The 18,656-nt window shown below is 63.6% G+C and carries 18 protein-coding genes; 10 read left to right on the top strand and 8 right to left on the bottom strand.

What is annotated here, in order from left to right:
• Nucleotides 1-29 precede the first annotated feature (29 nt).
• From IVB12_RS06880 to parE, 3 genes are all read right to left on the bottom strand, one after another.
• Nucleotides 30-215: a hypothetical protein gene (locus tag IVB12_RS06880; protein ID WP_247296973.1), complete on the bottom strand. Its 186-nt coding sequence runs from the start codon at nt 213-215 to the stop codon at nt 30-32.
• Between the two features lie 224 nt (nt 216-439).
• Nucleotides 440-1,270, bottom strand: a complete 831-nt coding sequence (locus tag IVB12_RS06875; protein ID WP_247296963.1) for a porin family protein — start codon at nt 1,268-1,270, stop codon at nt 440-442.
• 446 nt (nt 1,271-1,716) lie between these two features.
• Nucleotides 1,717-3,765: a DNA topoisomerase IV subunit B gene (gene parE, locus IVB12_RS06870; RefSeq protein WP_247296959.1), complete on the bottom strand. Its 2,049-nt coding sequence runs from the start codon at nt 3,763-3,765 to the stop codon at nt 1,717-1,719.
• 270 nt (nt 3,766-4,035) lie between these two features.
• On the opposite strand from parE, the gene IVB12_RS06865 reads away from it, so the two are divergent.
• From IVB12_RS06865 to argC, 3 genes are all read left to right on the top strand, one after another.
• Complete coding sequence (locus IVB12_RS06865; RefSeq protein WP_247277201.1) at nt 4,036-4,566, top strand: DedA family protein; 531 nt, start codon at nt 4,036-4,038, stop codon at nt 4,564-4,566.
• Between the two features lie 225 nt (nt 4,567-4,791).
• Complete coding sequence (locus IVB12_RS06860; protein WP_247296957.1) at nt 4,792-5,457, top strand: FMN-binding negative transcriptional regulator; 666 nt, start codon at nt 4,792-4,794, stop codon at nt 5,455-5,457.
• Nucleotides 5,454-6,437 carry an N-acetyl-gamma-glutamyl-phosphate reductase gene (gene argC / locus IVB12_RS06855; protein WP_247296955.1) on the top strand — a complete coding sequence of 328 codons (984 nt, stop codon included), beginning with the start codon at nt 5,454-5,456 and terminating at the stop codon, nt 6,435-6,437. Before IVB12_RS06860 ends, argC begins: the two co-directional genes overlap by 4 nt.
• A 77-nt stretch (nt 6,438-6,514) precedes the next feature.
• Here argC and IVB12_RS06850 read toward each other — a convergent pair whose 3' ends face one another.
• From IVB12_RS06850 to phaC, 3 genes are all read right to left on the bottom strand, one after another.
• Nucleotides 6,515-6,865 carry a hypothetical protein gene (locus tag IVB12_RS06850; RefSeq protein WP_247296943.1) on the bottom strand — a complete coding sequence of 117 codons (351 nt, stop codon included), beginning with the start codon at nt 6,863-6,865 and terminating at the stop codon, nt 6,515-6,517.
• A gap of 82 nt (nt 6,866-6,947) precedes the next feature.
• Nucleotides 6,948-7,346: an MAPEG family protein gene (locus IVB12_RS06845; protein ID WP_247296942.1), complete on the bottom strand. Its 399-nt coding sequence runs from the start codon at nt 7,344-7,346 to the stop codon at nt 6,948-6,950.
• 64 nt (nt 7,347-7,410) lie between these two features.
• Nucleotides 7,411-9,234: a class I poly(R)-hydroxyalkanoic acid synthase gene (phaC, locus tag IVB12_RS06840; protein ID WP_247296940.1), complete on the bottom strand. Its 1,824-nt coding sequence runs from the start codon at nt 9,232-9,234 to the stop codon at nt 7,411-7,413.
• Between the two features lie 255 nt (nt 9,235-9,489).
• Between phaC and IVB12_RS06835 the strand changes: the two genes are divergently transcribed.
• The 5 genes from IVB12_RS06835 (at nt 9,490) to IVB12_RS06815 (ending at nt 14,518) form a co-directional block, all read left to right on the top strand.
• Complete coding sequence (locus IVB12_RS06835; protein WP_247296938.1) at nt 9,490-9,765, top strand: hypothetical protein; 276 nt, start codon at nt 9,490-9,492, stop codon at nt 9,763-9,765.
• A gap of 223 nt (nt 9,766-9,988) precedes the next feature.
• Nucleotides 9,989-11,209 carry an LL-diaminopimelate aminotransferase gene (locus tag IVB12_RS06830; protein WP_247296936.1) on the top strand — a complete coding sequence of 407 codons (1,221 nt, stop codon included), beginning with the start codon at nt 9,989-9,991 and terminating at the stop codon, nt 11,207-11,209.
• A 28-nt stretch (nt 11,210-11,237) separates the two neighbouring features.
• Nucleotides 11,238-12,554, top strand: a complete 1,317-nt coding sequence (locus IVB12_RS06825; RefSeq protein WP_247296934.1) for a homoserine dehydrogenase — start codon at nt 11,238-11,240, stop codon at nt 12,552-12,554.
• An 81-nt stretch (nt 12,555-12,635) separates the two neighbouring features.
• Nucleotides 12,636-13,637, top strand: coding sequence for a class II fructose-bisphosphatase (gene glpX, locus IVB12_RS06820; protein ID WP_247296931.1), 1,002 nt, complete (start codon nt 12,636-12,638; stop codon nt 13,635-13,637).
• Nucleotides 13,638-13,798: 161 nt separating this feature from the next.
• Nucleotides 13,799-14,518: a haloacid dehalogenase type II gene (locus IVB12_RS06815; RefSeq protein WP_247296929.1), complete on the top strand. Its 720-nt coding sequence runs from the start codon at nt 13,799-13,801 to the stop codon at nt 14,516-14,518.
• A 72-nt stretch (nt 14,519-14,590) separates the two neighbouring features.
• Here the strand turns inward: IVB12_RS06815 and IVB12_RS06810 are convergent, their stop codons facing one another.
• Nucleotides 14,591-15,562 (bottom strand): MBL fold metallo-hydrolase, encoded by a 972-nt coding sequence (locus tag IVB12_RS06810; protein ID WP_247296909.1) that lies wholly within the window; start codon nt 15,560-15,562, stop codon nt 14,591-14,593.
• Nucleotides 15,563-15,766: 204 nt separating this feature from the next.
• A complete protein-coding gene (locus IVB12_RS06805) occupies nt 15,767-16,432 on the bottom strand; it encodes a GntR family transcriptional regulator (RefSeq protein WP_247296893.1) in 666 nt (221 codons plus the stop codon).
• 118 nt (nt 16,433-16,550) lie between these two features.
• Here IVB12_RS06805 and IVB12_RS06800 point away from each other — a divergent pair, with 118 nt between their 5' ends.
• Together IVB12_RS06800 and IVB12_RS06795 are read left to right on the top strand one after the other, a co-directional pair.
• Nucleotides 16,551-17,345: an enoyl-CoA hydratase/isomerase family protein gene (locus tag IVB12_RS06800; RefSeq protein ID WP_247296891.1), complete on the top strand. Its 795-nt coding sequence runs from the start codon at nt 16,551-16,553 to the stop codon at nt 17,343-17,345.
• 9 nt (nt 17,346-17,354) lie between these two features.
• Nucleotides 17,355-18,614 carry a CoA transferase gene (locus IVB12_RS06795; RefSeq protein WP_247296889.1) on the top strand — a complete coding sequence of 420 codons (1,260 nt, stop codon included), beginning with the start codon at nt 17,355-17,357 and terminating at the stop codon, nt 18,612-18,614.
• Nucleotides 18,615-18,656: the final 42 nt, after the last annotated feature.

Below are 18,656 nucleotides of genomic sequence, written 5' to 3'. Positions count from 1 at the left end.
CTCACTACCTTTTCTTGTCCTGGTTTGTTCTATTGGCTGCTCTGCCAGATCAGCACCAGCCCGAAGCCGGCCATGGCTGCGCCATAGCCAGCCCATTGCAGCTGGTCGACCATGAAGCTCGATCGCGGCCAGGCAAGCGTGCCCGTGCCTTGTCCGATCCAGAGCAGCCCGACGGCAGTTGCAAACAGGCCTGCGACCAGCAGAAATCTGCGCATGCGGTCCTCCCATCAGTCCGCTTCTGTCGCGACGCGGCATGAACGATTGCCGCGCATCCGCGAAAACTTGGACGCAGACTAGCCGTAGCTTCGGCTCGGATACAATGGGCCGCGATTGAGACGCGGGGCGCCGGCTCATGCAGGAACGTCATTGACGGTGAGGAGATCACAACGAAAAAGCCCCGGACGATGCCGGGGCTTTGACGTTTGGTCTTGAGACCAGATCAGTACTTCGCGACGACCGGGCCGCTCCAGTTGAAGCGATAGACCAGCGAGGTGCTGATGGTCTGGACCCAGGGCTTGAAGGTGGCGGCCGTGCCAAACGGCGCAACAACACCGCAACCGGCAACAGTACAGGTCTCAGGCAAGCTGATCCGATCGTAGAAGGCGGACCGATATTCGGTCTTCATGAACCAACCAGGGGCGCTGATCCCGAAGATGTTGAGGTTGTTCTCAACACCGCCGCCCACGAACCAGCCGTCACGCCGGAAAGACGACGTATTCAGGACGGTCGGGCCTCCACCGGCAGCCAGTGTGGACAGGCTGGTGCCAGACCATTCCGATCCGGAATAACCAGCGTTCACGTAGGACAGAACGTTCGGGGCAACCAAATAACCGAGCCTGACGCCAGCGGCGTAGCTGGTCCGGAGCTTTTCGCGTCCTTCAACGAAATTGAAGGGATCGCTGAGGGAACCACGAATGTCACCAAATTGACCATCGGCGAAGACGCCCGCCACCCAGCTCGGGGTGAACTGCCAGTCATAACCAAGACCGACCGTTCCGAACCAGCCGCTACCGCCCAAACGCTGATCGCGGGTCAGCGCAGTGCCTGCCGCACCAAAGGCGCCGAACGGCCCGACAACACCAGTGCTCTGAACGTTGCTGTCCGCGTTCCAGAGCCCGCCGCCGGCACCGCCGAAGATGTAGAAGCCGGTCCAGTTGGCGACCGGCGCGGGCGCCGGAGCCTTCACATACGGACGGGCCCCAAGGTCGGCCGCCGAGGCCGAACCGGTCAAAGCCGCAACCGCGGTCAGAGCAAGCAAAATCTTCTTCATTTCCAAATCCCCAACCTTGGTTCGCTTAGCAGGTGCGAGCGCCGTTCCGTTCAAATTCGATGGTTGGACTATAGACGGATTCTGCTGAAATGCTGTTGCTGAGCGGACACAGATAACTGAAAACGATCCGGTGTTGTACGCAGGACACAGAGACGCCGGAGTGATGTCACCCGTCCTAAAAGTGAAGGCGTACAGTTACTTACGCGATGACTTCCATTACACGCTAAAGGTGAAGGTCGTCGCGAAGATCACCATGTTCGACGGAGAGGGAGAAAGTTGCCTCAGCCGCCGGCGAAAAAGCGAAAATCAAATCGCCCCCGATTCTTATCTCTGCGGTGCGGTCTGGGACGAGTCGGAGCCGGAATTCGGCTGGACTGTTCATCTCTCGCCATCGCGAAGCGATGAGCAGATGGAAACCGCAAGCGTCTGGCCCGCTGCTTCCCGCTCTAGACGTCCAGCAGCTCTTCGCTGGCAAATTCGGCCTTGTCCGATATGAACGCGAAACGTGCCTCTGCCTTGGTGCCCATCAGGCGCTCCACCGAATCCGCCGTGGTGTCGCGATCGTCGGCGAGCAGCACCACCTTGAGCAGCGTCCGCTTGGCCGGATCCATGGTGGTTTCCTTGAGCTGCGCCGGCATCATCTCACCGAGGCCCTTGAAGCGGTTCACCTCGACCTTGGCGTTGGCATTGAACGCGCTCTTGATCAGCTCTTCCTTGTGCTTGTCATCGCGCGCGTAGACCGATTTGGTGCCGTGGGTCAGCTTGTAGAGTGGCGGCACCGCGAGGAAGAGGTGCCCTTCGTCGATCAGCCGCGGCATCTGCCGGTAGAAGAAAGTGATCAGCAGCGAAGCGATATGCGCGCCGTCGACGTCGGCGTCGGTCATGATGATGATGCGCTGATAGCGCAGATCCTCTTCGCGATAATGCGCAAGCGTGCCGCAGCCGATCGCCTGCACGAGATCGGAGAGCTGGGCATTCGCCGTCAGCTTGTCCTTGCCTGCGGAGGCGACGTTGAGGATCTTGCCGCGCAGGGGCAGCACGGCCTGGGTGTTGCGGTCGCGCGCCTGCTTGGCGCTGCCGCCGGCCGAGTCGCCCTCGACGATGAAGAGCTCGGAGCCCTCGGTGCCGGCGTTGATGCAGTCGGCGAGCTTGCCTGGCAGGCGCAGCTTCTTGCCCGCGGTCTTTCGCGCGGTCTCCTTCTCCTGGCGGCGGCGCAGCCGCTCCTCGGCGCGATCGATCACGAAATCGAGCAGCCGGTTGGCCATGTTCGGATTGCCCGAGAGCCAATGGTCGAACGGATCCTTGATCGCCTGCTCGACAATGCGCTGTGCTTCCGCGGTGGCGAGGCGGTCCTTGGTCTGGCCCTGGAATTCGGGCTCGCGCACGAACACCGACAGCATCACGGCCGCGCCCACCATGACGTCCTCGGAGGTGATGGACGCGGCGCGCTTGCCCTGTCCGACGCGTTCGGCGTGATCCTTCAGGCCGCGCAGCAGCGCGCTGCGCAAACCCGATTCATGCGTGCCGCCATCGGGTGTCGGCACGGTGTTGGTGTAGGAGGAGAGAAAGCCGTCGGCATCCGCAGTCCACGCCACCGCCCATTCGCAGGCGCCATGAGCACCGTTGCGGCCGGACTTGCCGGAGAAGATGTCGGGATGCACCAGCGTGTCGGCGTGAATCGCCGCGGCAAGATAATCCTTGAGACCGCCGGGGAAGTGGAACGTCGCCTCCGCCGGCACGTCATCGACGCCCTTGAGCAGCTCGGGCGCGCAGTTCCAGCGGATCTCGACTCCGCCGAACAAATACGCCTTCGAGCGCGTCATCTTGAAAAGGCGCTGCGGCTTGAACGCGGCCTTGGCGCCGAAGATGTCGGTGTCGGGCTTGAAGCGCACGCGCGTGCCCCGGCGGTTGTTGACCCTGCCGAGATCCTCGAGCTTGCCCTTGGGGTGCCCGCGCTCGAACGTCATGCGGTAGAGCTTCTGGCTGCGCGCGACCTCGACCTCGAGACGCGAGGAGAGGGCGTTCACCACGGAGATGCCGACGCCGTGCAGACCGCCCGAGGTCTCGTAGACCTTGGAGTCGAACTTGCCGCCCGAATGCAGCGTGCACATGATGACTTCGAGCGCCGACTTCTTCGGGAACTTCGGATGTGGATCGATCGGGATGCCGCGGCCGTTGTCGGTGACGGTCAGGAATCCGTCGGCGCTCAGATCCACCTCGATGAAGGTCGCATGCCCGGCCAGCGCCTCGTCCATGGAATTGTCGATGACTTCGGCGAAGAGGTGATGCAGGGCCTTCTCATCGGTGCCGCCGATATACATGCCGGGTCGGCGCCGCACCGGTTCCAAACCCTCGAGCACCTCGATGTCGGCCGCCGTATAGTCGGCTTCCCCGCCGCTGCCGCGCGGGGCCGTCTTGGCGGCGGGCGCGCGAGACTTTGGCTCGTCGGCGCCGAACAGGTCGTCTTTCGTTTTGGTTTTCAATTGCTTGGACATATATCTTGATACGCTTTGAAGGCCGCATGGGCGGCGAATCGGTTAGGCCGACTATGCCACTTCTGACTTGGAAAGGTTACCGCTGGGCGGGCCGGGCCGTGTGGTTGAGAGCCAATCCCGGCGATTTTACGCCGTCGGCCCGCCAATTCCCGGCAATTTGACGTCCCGCCCGCCTTGGGCCGGGCTTTGTGACTTGATGTCACACAAGCCCTTGGCTTACCAGTCCTTTTCATCGAGCACCTTGAGGCAGGGCGGGAAGGCTAATCTGGAATGGAGCAGTTTGCGCACGCCCTGGCCGACTTCGTGCGCGCTCACCAGGCTTGGGCCGCGCCGATCGTGTTCCTGCTCGCCTTCGGGGAGTCGCTTGCCTTCATCTCGCTGCTGGTCCCGGCCTGGGGCGCGCTGGTTGGGATCGGCGCGCTGATCGGGGCGAGCGGCATCAGCTTCTATCCGGTCTGGATCGCCGGCGGTATTGGCGCGGCGCTGGGCGACTGGGTCTCCTACTGGTTCGGCTATCGCTACAAGGAGAGGGTCGCGCAGATGTGGCCGCTTTCGCGCTATCCGGAACTCCTGCCCAAGGGCGAGGCTTTCGTGCGCAGCTGGGGCGTGCCCAGCATCTTCATCGGCCGCTTTTTCGGCCCCTTGCGCGCCTCGGTGCCGCTCGCAGCCGGCATCTTCGAGATGCCGTATTGGAGCTTCCAGGTCGCCAATTTCGTCTCGGCCCTGGTCTGGTCGGCGGCACTGCTGCTGTTCGGCGACGTGATCGCGAAGCTGATGGAATGGATTTGGCGCCTCATCTGATGTCATGAACCTTGACGGGAACCGGATCTGGCCTTATAGCCGCGCGCCATGATCAACGCCGCGACCATTCTGTTCGCCCGTCGCCGCCGCCGCTCTTTTGCGGTTTGGGCGGTCGATCGCGTTTGAGATCATCGTCTTTGCCGCTGGATCCGGTCCGCGGCATTCTCTCTCCTGTCAGCGCGATCTGATCCGGCGGCCCCCAAGGAGGCCCAGCAGGAGACCACGATGTACACGCCAGCCTTTTTCAAGCAGGACCGCGCCGCGAGCCTGAAATTCGCCGAGGAGCGCGGCTTTGGCACCATGTGCGCCTTCGATGGCCACAAGCCGGTGGCTTCCCCGCTGCCGTTCTATCTGACCTACGCCGCTGACGGCACGCCGCAGGCCGCCTTTCATGTCGCCCGTCAAAATCCGCTGCTAAAGCTCGCGGGCGGTGATGCGTCCTGGCTGCTCGCGGTCAACGGCCCCGATGCCTATGTATCGCCGGACTGTTACGTCTCGCCCGACCAGGTGCCGACCTGGCTCTACCAGTCGGTGCATCTCAGCGGGCCGGTACGGCTGCTGTCGGACGACGAGCTGGCGGTGCAGATCGATACGCTCAGCGACAAGTTCGAGAGCTGGCTGCTGCCGAAAAAGCCGTGGACATCAGGCAAAATGACGGCGGGCCGGCTGGAGACGATGAAGAAGGCGATCGTTGGGCTGGTGATGACGGTTGAGGAGGTCGAAGGCAGCTTCAAGCTGAACCAGCACAAATCGGACGCCGACTATACGGCGATCGCCAATGCGCTTGGCACCGGCGACGCCGATGCGAAGCAGATCGCACATTTGATGCGGCAGGCCCGGCCGCAAGCTTTTGCAGACGATATGAACATGCTCGAAGGGAGCGCGCCATGAGCCTCGCTGACACCACCAAAGCCCCGACCCCCGGCGCGGCGAAAAAGCCGGCCACCGTCTTCGTCGACGGCGGCTCCGGCACCACCGGGCTCGGCATCAACGAGCGGCTGAAGCTCCAGGGCGACGTCGCGTTGAAGACCATTGCCGACGACAAGCGCAAGGACCCCGCGGCCAAGAAGGCGCTGATGGAGGAGGTGGATCTCGTCATCCTCTGTCTGCCGGACGACGCCGCCAAGGAGACCGTTGCTCTCGTCGACAGCATGGGCACTTCGGCGCCGAAGGTGCTGGACGCCTCGACCGCTTACCGCGTCGCGCCCGACTGGGCCTATGGCTTTCCCGAGCTCACGCCCGATCAGGCCGGCAAGATCAAGGCCGCGAAAAAGGTCTCCAATCCCGGCTGCTATCCGACCGGCGCGATCGCGCTGCTGCGGCCGATCGTCGATGCCGGCCTACTGCCGCAGGATTATCCCGTCACCGTCAATGCCGTGAGCGGCTATTCCGGCGGCGGCAAGTCGATGATTGCGAGCTTCGAGGATGGCAGCGCGCCGTCCTTCGAGCTGTACGGTCTCGGCTTCGAGCACAAACATCTGCCGGAGATGCAGCTCTACTCGAACCTGACGCGGCGGCCGATCTTCATTCCATCAGTCGGCAATTATCGGCAGGGCATGCTGGTCTCCGTGCCGCTCCAACTCGACACGCTGCCCGGCAAGCCGGGCGGCGCCGACCTGCAAGCGGCGCTCGCCAAGCGCTACACCGGCTCGAAATACGTCAAGGTGATGCCGCTTCAGAACGAGGCGACCAAGGGTGGTCGGCTCGAGCCGGAGGCGCTGAACGAGACCAATATGCTCGAGCTCTACGTCTTCGCCAGCGACAAATATCACCAGGCCTTGCTGGTCGCCCGGCTCGACAATCTCGGCAAGGGCGCCTCGGGTGCAGCCGTGCAGAACATGCGGCTGATGCTGGGATTGCCGGAGGAGTAGGCAGGCTCGGGCCCCGAACGCAGCGCAGCACTTCTTCAGTGATGCCCTGCAGACCCGGGGTCCAGTAGTGCCGTCACTCACTGCAAAACAATATCAGCCGGGAACGGTCGAACGGGGCGACCGGCGCAGACATTGTTGCGGGCCGTCACGGCGTCGCGGCGATATGTCTCGAGGTCGCCGAGCACGCGGTCGGAAATGCCGCAGACGTCCTGATGGTCATAGGCGTAATCGACGACGGCGTTCCAGGCGCGCGAGGCCTGGATGTAGCGGTCGTAGCGGCCGCCCATCAATGCGCGTGTCGTCGGTTTTGAGGCTTCGACCGCCTCGCTGCGCAGGCGTGTCAGTTCGGGGCATTGCGGCTCGGCGCGGGCCTCACGGCACAACCCGGCGAGCGCGATCATTGCGACGACCCGCAAAAGAATACGCATCGGGTTTCCCCGCTTCGGTTGTTCTGCGTGCGAGCATGCCTTTGGAGTGCAACAGCGTCCAGTGACCCCGGACACTGCAGCATCAAAGCACCCCGAAGATCGCCAGCGCCAGTACGGCCTGGGCGAGGAAGCCGACGGTGAACGCGAGCGTGCGGAAGATCGGGATCCCGATGGCGTAGACAATGATATGTGCGACGCGCGACCAGAAATACACCGCGCAGGCGAGCACCGTCCATTTCGTCGAATAGTCGATTGCGTTGAGGATCAGCACCAGCGGCGCGAAGATCACGAGGTTTTCGACCGCGTTGTCGTGCGCGAACATCAGCCGGTTGGCCCATTCGGCTTGCGCCTTGTCGCCGCGCGACGGATTGGCCATGGCGCCGCTGAAGCCGCGAACCTGGCAGCGGTTGATCATGTAGGGAATCCAGAGCACTCCGGTCAGGATCACCGTCAGTGTCAGCCAGAACAGTTCGCGCGTCATGGTCCGGTCCCTTCTGTCGTCGCTGTGGTGAGAGCGAGTCTATACGAAAGCGCGGACGATTCCGCTATGCGCGAACCCTGACATAGCTGCCGGGCGCATCCTCGATCGGCGGGAACATCTCGCTGCCGACCGGACGCGCCGGGACCTCCTCTGGATCCAGCTCGCCGAGCCATTGGCGCCAGTCCGGCCACCATGAGCCCTTGTGCTCCACGGCGCCCTTCATCCACTCGGCGACGCTGACGTCCTTGATGTTGTCGTTGGTCCAGTACTGATACTTGTTCGAGGCCGGCGGATTGACCACGCCAGCGATGTGGCCCGAGCCCGACAGCACATATTTCACCGGGCCGCCGAAGAATTGCGAGCCGTACAGCACCGATTCCGCCGGCGCGATGTGATCCTCGCGGGTGGCGAGATTGTAGACGGGGACCTTGACCTTGGAGAGATCGAGCAGGGTATTGTCGAGCACCATCGTGCCGGTCGAGAGCCGATTCTCCAGATAGCAGTTGCGCAAATAATAGGAATGGTTGGCCTGGGTCATCCGTGTCGCGTCCGAATTCCAGTGCAACAGATCGAACGCACTCGGTTGCTGGCCCTTGAGATAGTTGCTGACGACATAGGACCAGATCAAATCGTTGGAGCGCAGCATGTTGAAGGCCATCGCCATCTTCGAGCCTTCGAGCACGCCGGCCGCCTTCATGTCCTGCTCGAGGGCTGCGATCTGCTCCTCGTCGACGAACACGAGGAGATCGCCGGCATGGGTGAAGTCGACCTGGGCCGCGAAGAACGTCGCCGATGCAACGCGCTGGCGGCGTTTCTCGGCGAGCCAGGCCAGCGTGGTCGCGAGCATCGTGCCGCCGACGCAATAGCCGGCTGTGTGTACCTTCATCTCGCCGGTGATCTTCTCGATCACGTCCATCGCCGCGAGCGGGCCTTCCTTCATGTAGTCTTCCCAGCCCTTGTTGCCGAGCCGCTTGTCGGGGTTGACCCATGAGATCACGAACACGGTGATGCCCTGGTCGACGCACCACTTGATGTAGGATTTCTCCGGCTTGAGATCGAGGATGTAGAACTTGTTGATCCAGGGCGGCACGATCAGGAGCGGAGTGCGTAGCACTTTCTCGGTAGTTGGCGCATACTGGATCAGCTGCATCATCTCGTTCTGGTAAATCACCTTGCCCGGCGTCGTCGCCATGTTGACGCCGACGACGAGATTGTCCGGATTGGACTGGCGGATCTTCAACATGCCTTTGCCGGCCGCGATGTCCTCGGCCAACATCGTCAGGCCGCGCGCGAGGTTATCGCCGGACGTGGCAAGTGTCTCGCGCAGCACCTCCGGATTGGTCAGCACGAAGTTGGACGGCGACAGCGCGTTGGTGACCTGCTGGACGTAGAACTCGGCCTTGCGGCGCGTATGCGGATCGAGCCCTTCGGCAGCGCGCACCAGCTCCTGCGCCCATTTGGTCGTGAGCAGATAGAGCTGCATGACGAAATCGAAGAACTGGTTCGACTTCCATTCGGGATCGGCAAAGCGCTTGTCGCGCGGCGAGGGCGTGATCGCGGGCGGGGCGTCCTGGCCTGCCATGCGGCGGACCGCCGAGCCCCAGAGGTCGAGATAGTCCTTGGCGAGCTTGGTCTGGAGATCGGAGGAGCGGGACGTGTCCGACAGCCAGTATTCGGCGACCGAAGTGAAGGTCCTGACGATCTCGGCAAGCTCGGGCGGCGGGCGATCCTGCACCTCGCCGGTCTCGCGCGGTTTGAGGTAGGCAGCGAGCGCCTTGCCACCGCTCTCCATCGCCCGCGCGACATTCATCGCGAAGGCTTCGGCATCGAACTTCGCCTCGAACGGGGTGCCGCCGGATTTGGGCGTGTCGGTTGTGACGGTACTCATGCGCAGAACAGTAACGATTCATTCTGTATTCGTCACCGCGAAGCTCGCATGTTTGACGTTAGACACTCTCGAAGATGTGTTGCAGCGCGACAAATTTTCTTGGTTCCGTCACAATCGAGCCGCACCGCTCGGCTTGGTAGTGCCGGGTGGTTTTCTCGCTCACACCATTTTGGGCAGCCGTGGTTTGAGCTTGGGGGCGGTCTTGGGTAAGGTTGCCCTGGGGCCGTGCTTCGGGACGAGTAGGGGATTTCCCAAGTGTTGGCGTTATGGGACCTGCAAAAGACGCTGCCGATCTGCGGCGCGCTGTTGATCGCGGCGCTTGCCTTGGGCGGCTGCTCAAGCCAGCTCGCGGATATGACGCCCGCGGATGCGCAGGCGCATGCCAGGGAGCCCGGCAGCTATCTGCCGGTGCATGATCTGCCGCCGGATCGCGATCAGGCGACCATCCCGCCGGAGCAGCGCGCCAAGATCGAGGCCGAGCTTGCCGCGGCGCGCGATCGTCAGGCCTTGGCCGCAAAGGACGCCAAGTGAGCAAGTGAGGCGGTGCAAGGTAATCGCTGGCGCCCCCGTCTTGCCGTGCTAAAAGACCTCAGTTCAGCCAATAGCCAGGGCGAACGACTTCAGTCGCCATCGTCGATGATTGCTCTAAGTATTTGATTTCGAGTAATTTTCGTGAAGGGGCTGGGCGCGTTTCCGAAGGGCCGTCATGGCCTGTCGATTCTGTCCTGACCGGTTGCCCGGAGCCCAGAGAGCCATGGAAGAGTTTTACCGCATCCGCCGCCTGCCGCCTTACGTGTTCGAACAGGTCAACCGGGCCAAGGCGGCCGCGCGGAATGCCGGCGCCGACATCATCGACCTCGGCATGGGCAATCCGGACCTGCCGGCGCCGCCGCACGTGCTCGAGAAGCTCAAGGAGACCCTTGGCAAGCCGCGCACCGACCGCTACTCGGCCTCACGCGGCATTCCGGGGCTGCGCCGGGCCCAAGCTGCCTATTACGCCCGCCGCTTCGGCGTGAAGCTCAATCCCGATACCCAGGTCGTCGCGACGCTCGGCTCCAAGGAAGGTTTTGCCAACGTGGCGCAGGCCATCACCGCGCCGGGCGACGTCATCCTCTGTCCGAACCCGAGCTATCCGATTCACGCCTTCGGCTTTTTGATGGCGGGTGGCGTGATCCGCTCGGTGCCTTCCGAGCCGACGCCGCAATTCTTCGAGGCGGCCGAGCGGGCGATCATCCATTCGATCCCCAAGCCGCTGGCGCTCGTCGTCTGCTACCCCTCGAACCCGACCGCCTATGTCGCAAGCCTCGACTTCTACAAGGACCTCGTCGCGTTCGCGAAGAAGCACGAGATCCTGATCCTGTCCGATCTCGCTTATGCCGAAGTCTATTTCGACGAGAGCAGCCCGCCGCCCTCGGTGCTCCAGGTGCCCGGCGCGATGGACGTCGCCGTCGAGTTCACCTCGATGTCGAAGACCTATTCGATGGCCGGCTGGCGGATGGGCTTTGCAGTCGGCAATGAGCGCGTGATCGCGGCGCTCGCCCGCGTCAAATCCTATCTCGATTACGGCGCGTTCACGCCGGTCCAGGTCGCGGCGACCGCCGCATTGAACGGCCCGGACGATTGCATCAAGGAGATGCGCGACACTTACCGCAAGCGCCGCGACGCGCTGGTGGAATCGTTCGGCCGCGCCGGCTGGGAGATTCCGCCGCCGGAGGCCTCGATGTTCGCCTGGGTGCCGCTGCCGGAGGCCTTCCGCAGCATCGGCAGCATGCAGTTCGCGACCCTGATGGTGGAGAAATCCGGCGTCGCGGTCTCGCCCGGCGTCGGCTTTGGCGAGCATGGTGAAGGATATGTCCGCATCGCCATGGTGGAAAACGAGCAACGGATCAGGCAGGCCGCGCGCGGCGTGCGCCGTTTCCTTGAAAGCGGCGTCGAAACGTTGCACAACGTGGTTCCGCTCGCCAATCGGCGCTAGTTCTCTTCTGCAGGTTTTCTGAACTATCATGGTCGCACCCCTGAAAGTGGGCATAGCGGGGCTCGGCACCGTGGGTGCCGAAGTCGTCCGTTTGATCGAAACGCAAGCGCGCGTGCTGACGGGACGCAGCGGCCGCGGCATCCGCGTCGTTGCGGTCACCGCGCGCTCGAAGGCGAAGAAGCGCGGCGTCGATTTGCGCGGCGTCGAATGGGCGAGGGATCCAATGGCGCTTGCCACCCATGCCGAGGTCGATTGCTTCGTCGAGCTGATGGGCGGCGCCGGCGATCCCGCGCTGTCGGCCGTGGAAGCCGCGCTCAATGCCGGCAAGTCGGTTGTCACCGCCAACAAGGCGCTGCTCGCCAAGCATGGCCTCAAGCTCGCCAAGGCGGCTGAGAAGCACGGCGGCGCGCTGAATTTCGAGGCAGCGGTCGGCGCCGCGATCCCTGTCATCAAGACGTTGCGCGAGGGACTTGCTGGAACCGGCGTCAACCGCGTCTATGGCATCCTCAACGGCACCTGCAATTACATCCTGACCCGGATGGAGCAGGAGGGCCTGTCCTTTGCCGAATGCCTGAAGGACGCGCAGCGGCTCGGCTATGCCGAGGCCAATCCGTCCTTCGACGTCGACGGCCACGACACCGCGCAAAAACTCGCCATTCTGGCCAGCCTGGCCTTCGGCACGAAAGTTGCTCAAAGCGCGGTGTATGTCGAAGGCATCTCATCCATCGCACCGGAAGATCTGCGCGCGGCGGCCGATCTCGGTTACCGCGTCAAGCTGCTCGGCGTTGCGGTTCGCACCGCCACGGGCATCGAGCAGCGCGTGCATCCGACCATGGTGCCAAAATCCTCCTCGATCGCGCAGGTGATGGGTGTCACCAATGCGGTCACGATCGATGGCGAGGGGATTCCGCCGATCACGCTGGTCGGCCCCGGCGCAGGCGGCGCCGCGACCGCCTCCGCGGTGGTCGCCGACATCGCCGACGTTGCGCGCGGCATTCGTGCCAATCCGTTCGGACGGCCAATTTCGCACTTGCGCGACACCAAGAAGGCGCCGATGGAGCGGCATGAGGGCGGTTATTACATCCGCCTGCTCGCCCGCGATTTTCCCGGTACTGCGGCTGCGATCGCCACGCGGCTCGCAGAACAGAAGATTTCGATCGAATCGATCGTGCAGCGTCATCCCAATGGCGGCGCTGCTCCCAGCGACGGCAAGGCGGTCCCCGTGCCGGTCATCCTGATCACTTATGCGACGCATGAGGACGCCGTGCGCCGCGCGCTCGCCGCAGTCCAGCGCGACAAGGTGATCAGCGGACGGCCGCAGGTGATCCGGATCGAGAAGAACTGACACGGTTCGAACGAACTGTGGGTGTTACGAGTTGATGCGGACGGAGATGTCCGTCCAAAACCGTTTCGAAGGAGTGAGCCGATGTCGACCCATATTTCAGTCCCGCCGCAAGCGTTGCTCGAGCGCATCCTCACGCTGGAGATCGTGCGGGTGACGGAGCGGGCGGCGGTGTCCTCGGCGCGGCTGCGCGGGCACGGCAACGAGAAGCAGGCTGACCAGGCTGCCGTCGACGCCATGCGCCGCGAGCTCAACAAGCTGCCGATCGAGGGCACTATCGTGATCGGTGAAGGCGAACGTGACGAGGCACCGATGCTCTTCATCGGCGAGAAGGTCGGCATGAATGCCGGTCCTCAGGTCGATATCGCGGTCGATCCGCTCGAAGGCACCACGCTGTGCGCCAAGAACATGCCGGGCTCGATCGCCACGATGGCGATGGCCGACGGCGGCACGCTGCTGCATGCCCCCGACGTCTACATGCAGAAGCTCGCGATCGGACCCGGCTACGACAAGGGCGTCGTCGATCTCGATGCCTCGCCGGCTGACAACGTCCGCCGCCTCGCCAAGGCCAAGGGCGTCAAGCCTGATGGCATCACCGTTCTCGTGCTCGATCGTCCGCGCCATGCCGACATCATTGCGAGCGTGCGTTCGACCGGCGCCGCCGTGCGCCTGATCACCGACGGCGACGTCGCCGGCGTGATCCATTGCGCCGACCCCGACAATACCGGCGTTGACATGTATCTCGGCACCGGCGGTGCGCCGGAAGGCGTGCTCGCCGCGGTGGCGCTGCGCTGCATCGGCGGTCAGATGCAGTGCCGCCTCATCCTCGACTCCGAGGAGAAGCGCGCGCGCGCCGCCAAGATGGGCGTCAACGATCCCAAGATGATCTACGGCATCGAGGACATGGCGCGCGGCGACTGCCTGTTTGCCGCCACCGGCGTCACCACGGGCTCGCTGCTCTCGGGCGTCAAATTCCGCAAGGACGGCGTGATCGAGACCGAGACGGTGGTGATGCGCTCCGTCACCGGCACCGTGCGCTACATCAAGGCCGAGCACCGCGAGCTGGCCAAGTTCCATCTGGATTGATCCAGGCAACACCACTGTCGTCATTCCGGGGCGACGGGACCGCGCAACGCGCGGCCCGGAGAGCCCGGAATCCATCGGGCGACAGTCTCCGACGCGCAATGATCCGGGTTCGATGCTGCGCATCGCCCCGGAATGACGATAAGAAAAAGAGGGGAAGCGCCATGTCCGATCTCTCCGCCGTCAAAGCCCTTGTTTTCGACGTGTTCGGGACCGTGGTGGACTGGCGCACCAGCCTGATCACCGACTTCATGTGGTGGAGCAAGCAGCGCGGCATCAGCGCTGATTGGACCGCGCTCGTGGATGGCTGGCGCGGCATGTACATGGCCTCGATGGACGACGTGCGCAAACATCCCGAGCGCGGCTACGTCATGCTCGACGATCTGCACCGCCGCTCGCTGGAAAAGCTGGTCGATCAATTCTCGATCAAGGGCCTCACCGAAGCCGATCTCGACTATCTCACCAAAGGCTGGCACCGCCTGCATCCCTGGCCCGACAGCGTCGGCGGCCTGACCCGGCTGAAGACCAAATTCGTGATCGCGCCGCTGTCGAACGGCAATGTCGCGCTGCTCACCAACATGGCGAAGTTTGCAGGGCTGCCGTGGGACCTCATCATGTCCGCCGAACTGTTCGAGCACTACAAGCCCGATCCCGAGACCTATCTCGGCGCCGCGCGCCTGCTCTGCCTCAAGCCCGAAGAGGTAATGATGGTCGCGGCCCACAACGGCGATCTTGCGGCCGCGCAGAAGAACGGATTGAAGACCGCGTTCGTGGCGCGGCCGACCGAGTACGGACCGTTGCAGAAGGTCGACTTCGAGGCGACCGGCAATTGGGACATCGTCGCAAAGGATTTTGGCGGGATCGCCGACAAGCTCGGGTGCTAGCGACGTCCTTGATAGCTTGTCTGCGGCAACGCCGGTCCGGGCAGCGCGCGCCGCCCGGACCTGATTTCGAAACTACAAGGTCATCTTCATCGGCTCCGGATAGTAGTGGAAGCCTTCGCCTGTCTTGGCGACATGGCCGTAGCCGGGCCAGGCGAAGTGATAGGACATCACCGGGATCTTGTTTGCCGCAAGCATCGTCAGCAGCTTGACGCGCGAGTCTGCCGCCTGCTTCGGGTCGGTGTCGTAGGAGAACTCCATCCTCGGCCGCTCCAGCAGCAGCACCGAATGGTGCGAGAGATCGCCGAGGAAGGCGAACGATTTGCCCGCCGAGGAGACCATGAAGATGGTGTGTCCGACGGTGTGACCGGGCGCCGCGATCGCCTGCACGCCCGGCAAAAATTCCTGGCCGTCCTTGAAGAACACGATGCGGTCGCGGACCGGCAGCAGGTTCTTGCGGGCGTGGAGGACGAAGTCCTTGGCTGGGCTGCCGAGCTTGCCTTCATCGGTCCAGAAGTCGAAATCGGTCTGGGAGATGTAGACCTGCGCGTTCGGAAACAACGGTTTGCCGCCCTCGTCCACGATGCCCCCGATGTGGTCGATGTGGGCGTGCGAGCACACCACGGCGTCGATGTCCTCCGGCTTGATTCCGGCCTCGGTCATGCTCTTCTGCTGCCGTCCTGTGCTGGCGCCGAACATCTTTGAGCTGCCCATGCCGGTATCGAACAGGATGAGCTTGTCGCCGGTGTTCACGATCGGCGAGTTCTGCTCGAGCACGACATTGTCCGGCGACAGGAAATTGTCGGCCAGCATCTTCTTGACCTCTTTCTTGGGAACGCCGGTGAAGGTCCCCGAGGGATCGCCGAGCGGCAGCGGCCCATCGGATACGACGGTCACCTCGGCATCGCCGAGAATGAAGCGGTGCCAGTAGGGCGTCTGGGTGCCGAGCTTGGGTGCCCGCGCCATCGCGCTGCTGCCGAGCAGCGCGCTGGCGCCAAGGCCGGCCCCGAGTGCGAGAAGGGATCGACGTGAGACATCGATTGTCATGCGTTTTCTCCGCTTTTTTGACCTGCGCGATTGTTGGCGCGGTGTGACCGGCCCCGGTCCGCGATGAGGCCGGAGGTCGGCGGAAGGCATGCTGCGCCGGTTGCGATGAGCTAGCAAGTGGAATTGGTTCGCGGACGCATACCGGGCAGGGACACGGCGTGCGGAGGCACGTTCCGCAAAAACAAAGCACCGCGGAATTGCGCCTTACGCAATTCTCAGCGTGAGGTCATTGCCGTCCGTTTCGGCAAAGCCGGCCTGTAAGACCTCTTCGCGCTTATGGCGCAGATGCGCACGCAGGATGTGGGCGAGGCCGGCACCGTCACGGCGCTGGAGCGCATTGAGGATTGCCTCGTGCTCCCTAACGGCGAGCGCCCAGCGCTGCGGCGTCATCGGCGTGACGTAGCGCGCGCGGCGGATGCGCGCTGTCACCGAGGTGTAAAGGCTCGCGAGCACCGGGTTTCCCGCCGCGTTGACGATGGCTTCGTGAATTGCGCGGTTGCCGCGATAGTACTGGATCAGGTCACCCTCGCGATAATGCTGCACCATGTCCGCATGCGCGGTGGCGATCGCGTCGATCTCGGCGTCCGTGATGCGCTCGCAGGCAAGCTCGCCGGCAAGGGCTTCGAGGCCCTGGCAGACCTCGAACAGGTCGCGCATGTCCTGGTCGGTCAGCTTCGCCGCGCGCGAGCCGCGATGCGGCAGCAACTGCACGAGGCCTTCGGCGGCCAGCACCTTGAGCGCCTCGCGCAGCGGCGTGCGCGAGATTTCGAGCCGCTCGCACAGCTCGCGCTCCGGAATGCGCGCCCCTGGCGGGATTTCACCGTCGAGCAGGATGGCGCGAATGCGGCCGACGACTTCTTCGTGAAGCATGGTCCTGAAACTCTATTTGCATGCAAAAATGGACATACAGACAAAAATTAGCAAGTTCCAGCTTGAAAATTCCAAATTTTGCATTCAAAACTGTAAAAAACAGAAAGGGTGTGGGGAAATGGACCTGCAAGTGGAGGCAGAAGACCTCGTTTTCGAGCGCCAGGACGGCATCGGGCGGATCACCTTTAACCGGCCGCAGGCCCGCAACGCCTTCACGTTTGCCATGTACGAGCGGCTCGCTGCGATTTGCGAGGAGGCCGACCGCGACCCTGCGATCAAGGTGCTGGTGCTGCGCGGGGCTGGCGACAAGGCGTTCGCCTCGGGCACCGACATCAACCAGTTCCGCGAATTCAAGACGCCGCAGGACGCCATCGATTACGAGAACCGCATCGATCGCGTGCTCACAACGCTGGAGCAGTGCCGTGTGCCGACGATCGCGGCGATCAACGGGTTCTGTACCGGAGGCGGGGCGGGCATCGCCGCGGCCTGCGACCTGCGCATCGGCACCAAGAGCGCCAAGATCGGTTTCCCCATCGCCCGCACGCTCGGCAATTGCCTGTCGATGTCCAATGTCAGCCGTCTCGCCGCGCTCATCGGCGCCGCGCGCGTCAAGGATCTGATCTTCACCGCGCGCCTGGTCGATGCCACCGAGGCCGCGAGCATCGGGCTGCTCGGCGAGGTCGTGGACGATCTTGCCGCGCTCGATCGGCGCACTGGCGAGGTCGCTCGGCTGCTCGCCAGCCATGCGCCGCTGACGCTGAATGCGACCAAGCAGGCGGTGACCCGCCTGCAAAGACGGCTGACGCGGGACGAGGGCGAAGACCTCATCCTGATGTGCTACACGAGCCAGGATTTTCGCGAAGGGCTCGACGCTTTCCTCAACAAGCGCGCGCCGCAATGGCGCGGCCAATAGGACGGGCCAATGCAGAGCGATCGATCGCAATCCACCTCCCGCCGTTCGGGACCGCTCGCCGGTCTCAAGGTCATCGATCTCACCCATGTCATGGCCGGGCCGACCTGCACCTTGATGCTCGCGGACATGGGCGCCGACGTCATCAAGATCGAGAAATGGCCCAACGGCGACGATACCCGCCATTCGGTGCCGCCGAAGATCGGCGATGAGGCGGCCTCGTTCCTGATGATGAACCGCAACAAGCGCGGCATCGTGCTGGATCTGAAGACCGACGGTGGCAAGCAGGTGCTTCGGCGGTTGATCGCGAGCGCCGATGTGCTGGTGGAGAACTTTGCGCCCGGCGCGATGGAGCGCCTCGGTTTTGGTTACGAGGCACTGCACGCGGAATTTCCCGCGCTGATCTACTGCTCGCTGTCGGGCTTCGGCCGCACCGGCCCGTACAAGCACCGCCGCGGCTTCGATCTGGTCGCGCAGGCCATGAGCGGCATCATGAGCTTTACCGGCGAACGCCCCGACGGTCCGCCCGTCAAATGCGGCCCGCCACTGTCGGACATCACCGCCGGTCTGCTGGCGAGCATGGGCATCCTCGCGGCCTATACGCATCGTCTCAAGACCGGCGAAGGACAGTGGGTGGAGACTTCGCTCTATGAAGCGGCCCTGGTGCAGACCTATTGGCAGTCCACCATTGCGCTGGCCGCGGGCACGGCACCGCGCGCGATGGGCTCGGCCCATCCGCTCAATGCGCCCTATCAGGCGTTCGAAGCCTCGGATGGCTGGCTCGTCGTCGGCGGCGCCAACAAGAAGCATTGGCTGTTGATGCTGGAAGCACTCGGCGCCAGCGAGCTCGCCACTGATCCGCGCTTCGTCACCGGCTCCGACCGTATGGCACATCTGAAGGAGCTGGAAGCCGTCTTGAGCGAACGCTTCCGCACCAAATCGCGCGCGCATTGGCTTGCGGCGCTGGACGAGAAAGGCGTGCCGTGCGGCCCCGTGCACGACATGCTGGAAGCCTTGAGTGATCCGCAGACGCTGGCGCGCGAGATGGTTGTCGAGGTCGAGCACTCCACGCTCGGTCCGGTGAAGACGATCGGGCTTCCCATCAAGTTTTCGGAGACGCCAGGCAAAGTTCGGTCAGGCGCGCCGGTCTATGGTGAGCACACAAGTGAGGTGCTGGCCGAGCACGGGTTCGACCAGAAGGAGATCGAAGCGCTCGAAAAAGAAGGCGCAATCGTGCTGGCCTCGGCAAGTCGCGAGGAACGCGTCGCCTGAGCGGACGTCGATAAGACAACAACAAAAGACAAAAATCAGCTG

The sequence above is a fragment of the Bradyrhizobium sp. 179 genome, assembly GCF_023073535.1.
In the GTDB taxonomy this organism is placed as follows: domain Bacteria; phylum Pseudomonadota; class Alphaproteobacteria; order Rhizobiales; family Xanthobacteraceae; genus Bradyrhizobium.
The sequence above is the reverse complement of the archived record's forward strand: the minus strand, read 5'-3'. Positions and strand labels throughout refer to the sequence as shown.

Coding starts and splice junctions, on each gene's coding strand:
- phaC (WP_247296940.1), bottom strand. CDS start 9,234: ATGAGTACCGTCACAACCGACACGCCCAAATCCGGCGGCACCCCGTTC.
- IVB12_RS06805 (WP_247296893.1), bottom strand. CDS start 16,432: ATGCTTCACGAAGAAGTCGTCGGCCGCATTCGCGCCATCCTGCTCGAC.
- IVB12_RS06865 (WP_247277201.1), top strand. CDS start 4,036: ATGGAGCAGTTTGCGCACGCCCTGGCCGACTTCGTGCGCGCTCACCAG.
- IVB12_RS06880 (WP_247296973.1), bottom strand. CDS start 215: ATGCGCAGATTTCTGCTGGTCGCAGGCCTGTTTGCAACTGCCGTCGGG.
- IVB12_RS06850 (WP_247296943.1), bottom strand. CDS start 6,865: ATGCGTATTCTTTTGCGGGTCGTCGCAATGATCGCGCTCGCCGGGTTG.
- IVB12_RS06810 (WP_247296909.1), bottom strand. CDS start 15,562: ATGACAATCGATGTCTCACGTCGATCCCTTCTCGCACTCGGGGCCGGC.
- IVB12_RS06875 (WP_247296963.1), bottom strand. CDS start 1,270: ATGAAGAAGATTTTGCTTGCTCTGACCGCGGTTGCGGCTTTGACCGGT.
- argC (WP_247296955.1), top strand. CDS start 5,454: ATGAGCCTCGCTGACACCACCAAAGCCCCGACCCCCGGCGCGGCGAAA.
- parE (WP_247296959.1), bottom strand. CDS start 3,765: ATGTCCAAGCAATTGAAAACCAAAACGAAAGACGACCTGTTCGGCGCC.
- IVB12_RS06800 (WP_247296891.1), top strand. CDS start 16,551: ATGGACCTGCAAGTGGAGGCAGAAGACCTCGTTTTCGAGCGCCAGGAC.
- IVB12_RS06815 (WP_247296929.1), top strand. CDS start 13,799: ATGTCCGATCTCTCCGCCGTCAAAGCCCTTGTTTTCGACGTGTTCGGG.
- glpX (WP_247296931.1), top strand. CDS start 12,636: ATGTCGACCCATATTTCAGTCCCGCCGCAAGCGTTGCTCGAGCGCATC.
- IVB12_RS06795 (WP_247296889.1), top strand. CDS start 17,355: ATGCAGAGCGATCGATCGCAATCCACCTCCCGCCGTTCGGGACCGCTC.
- IVB12_RS06830 (WP_247296936.1), top strand. CDS start 9,989: ATGGAAGAGTTTTACCGCATCCGCCGCCTGCCGCCTTACGTGTTCGAA.
- IVB12_RS06860 (WP_247296957.1), top strand. CDS start 4,792: ATGTACACGCCAGCCTTTTTCAAGCAGGACCGCGCCGCGAGCCTGAAA.
- IVB12_RS06845 (WP_247296942.1), bottom strand. CDS start 7,346: ATGACGCGCGAACTGTTCTGGCTGACACTGACGGTGATCCTGACCGGA.
- IVB12_RS06825 (WP_247296934.1), top strand. CDS start 11,238: ATGGTCGCACCCCTGAAAGTGGGCATAGCGGGGCTCGGCACCGTGGGT.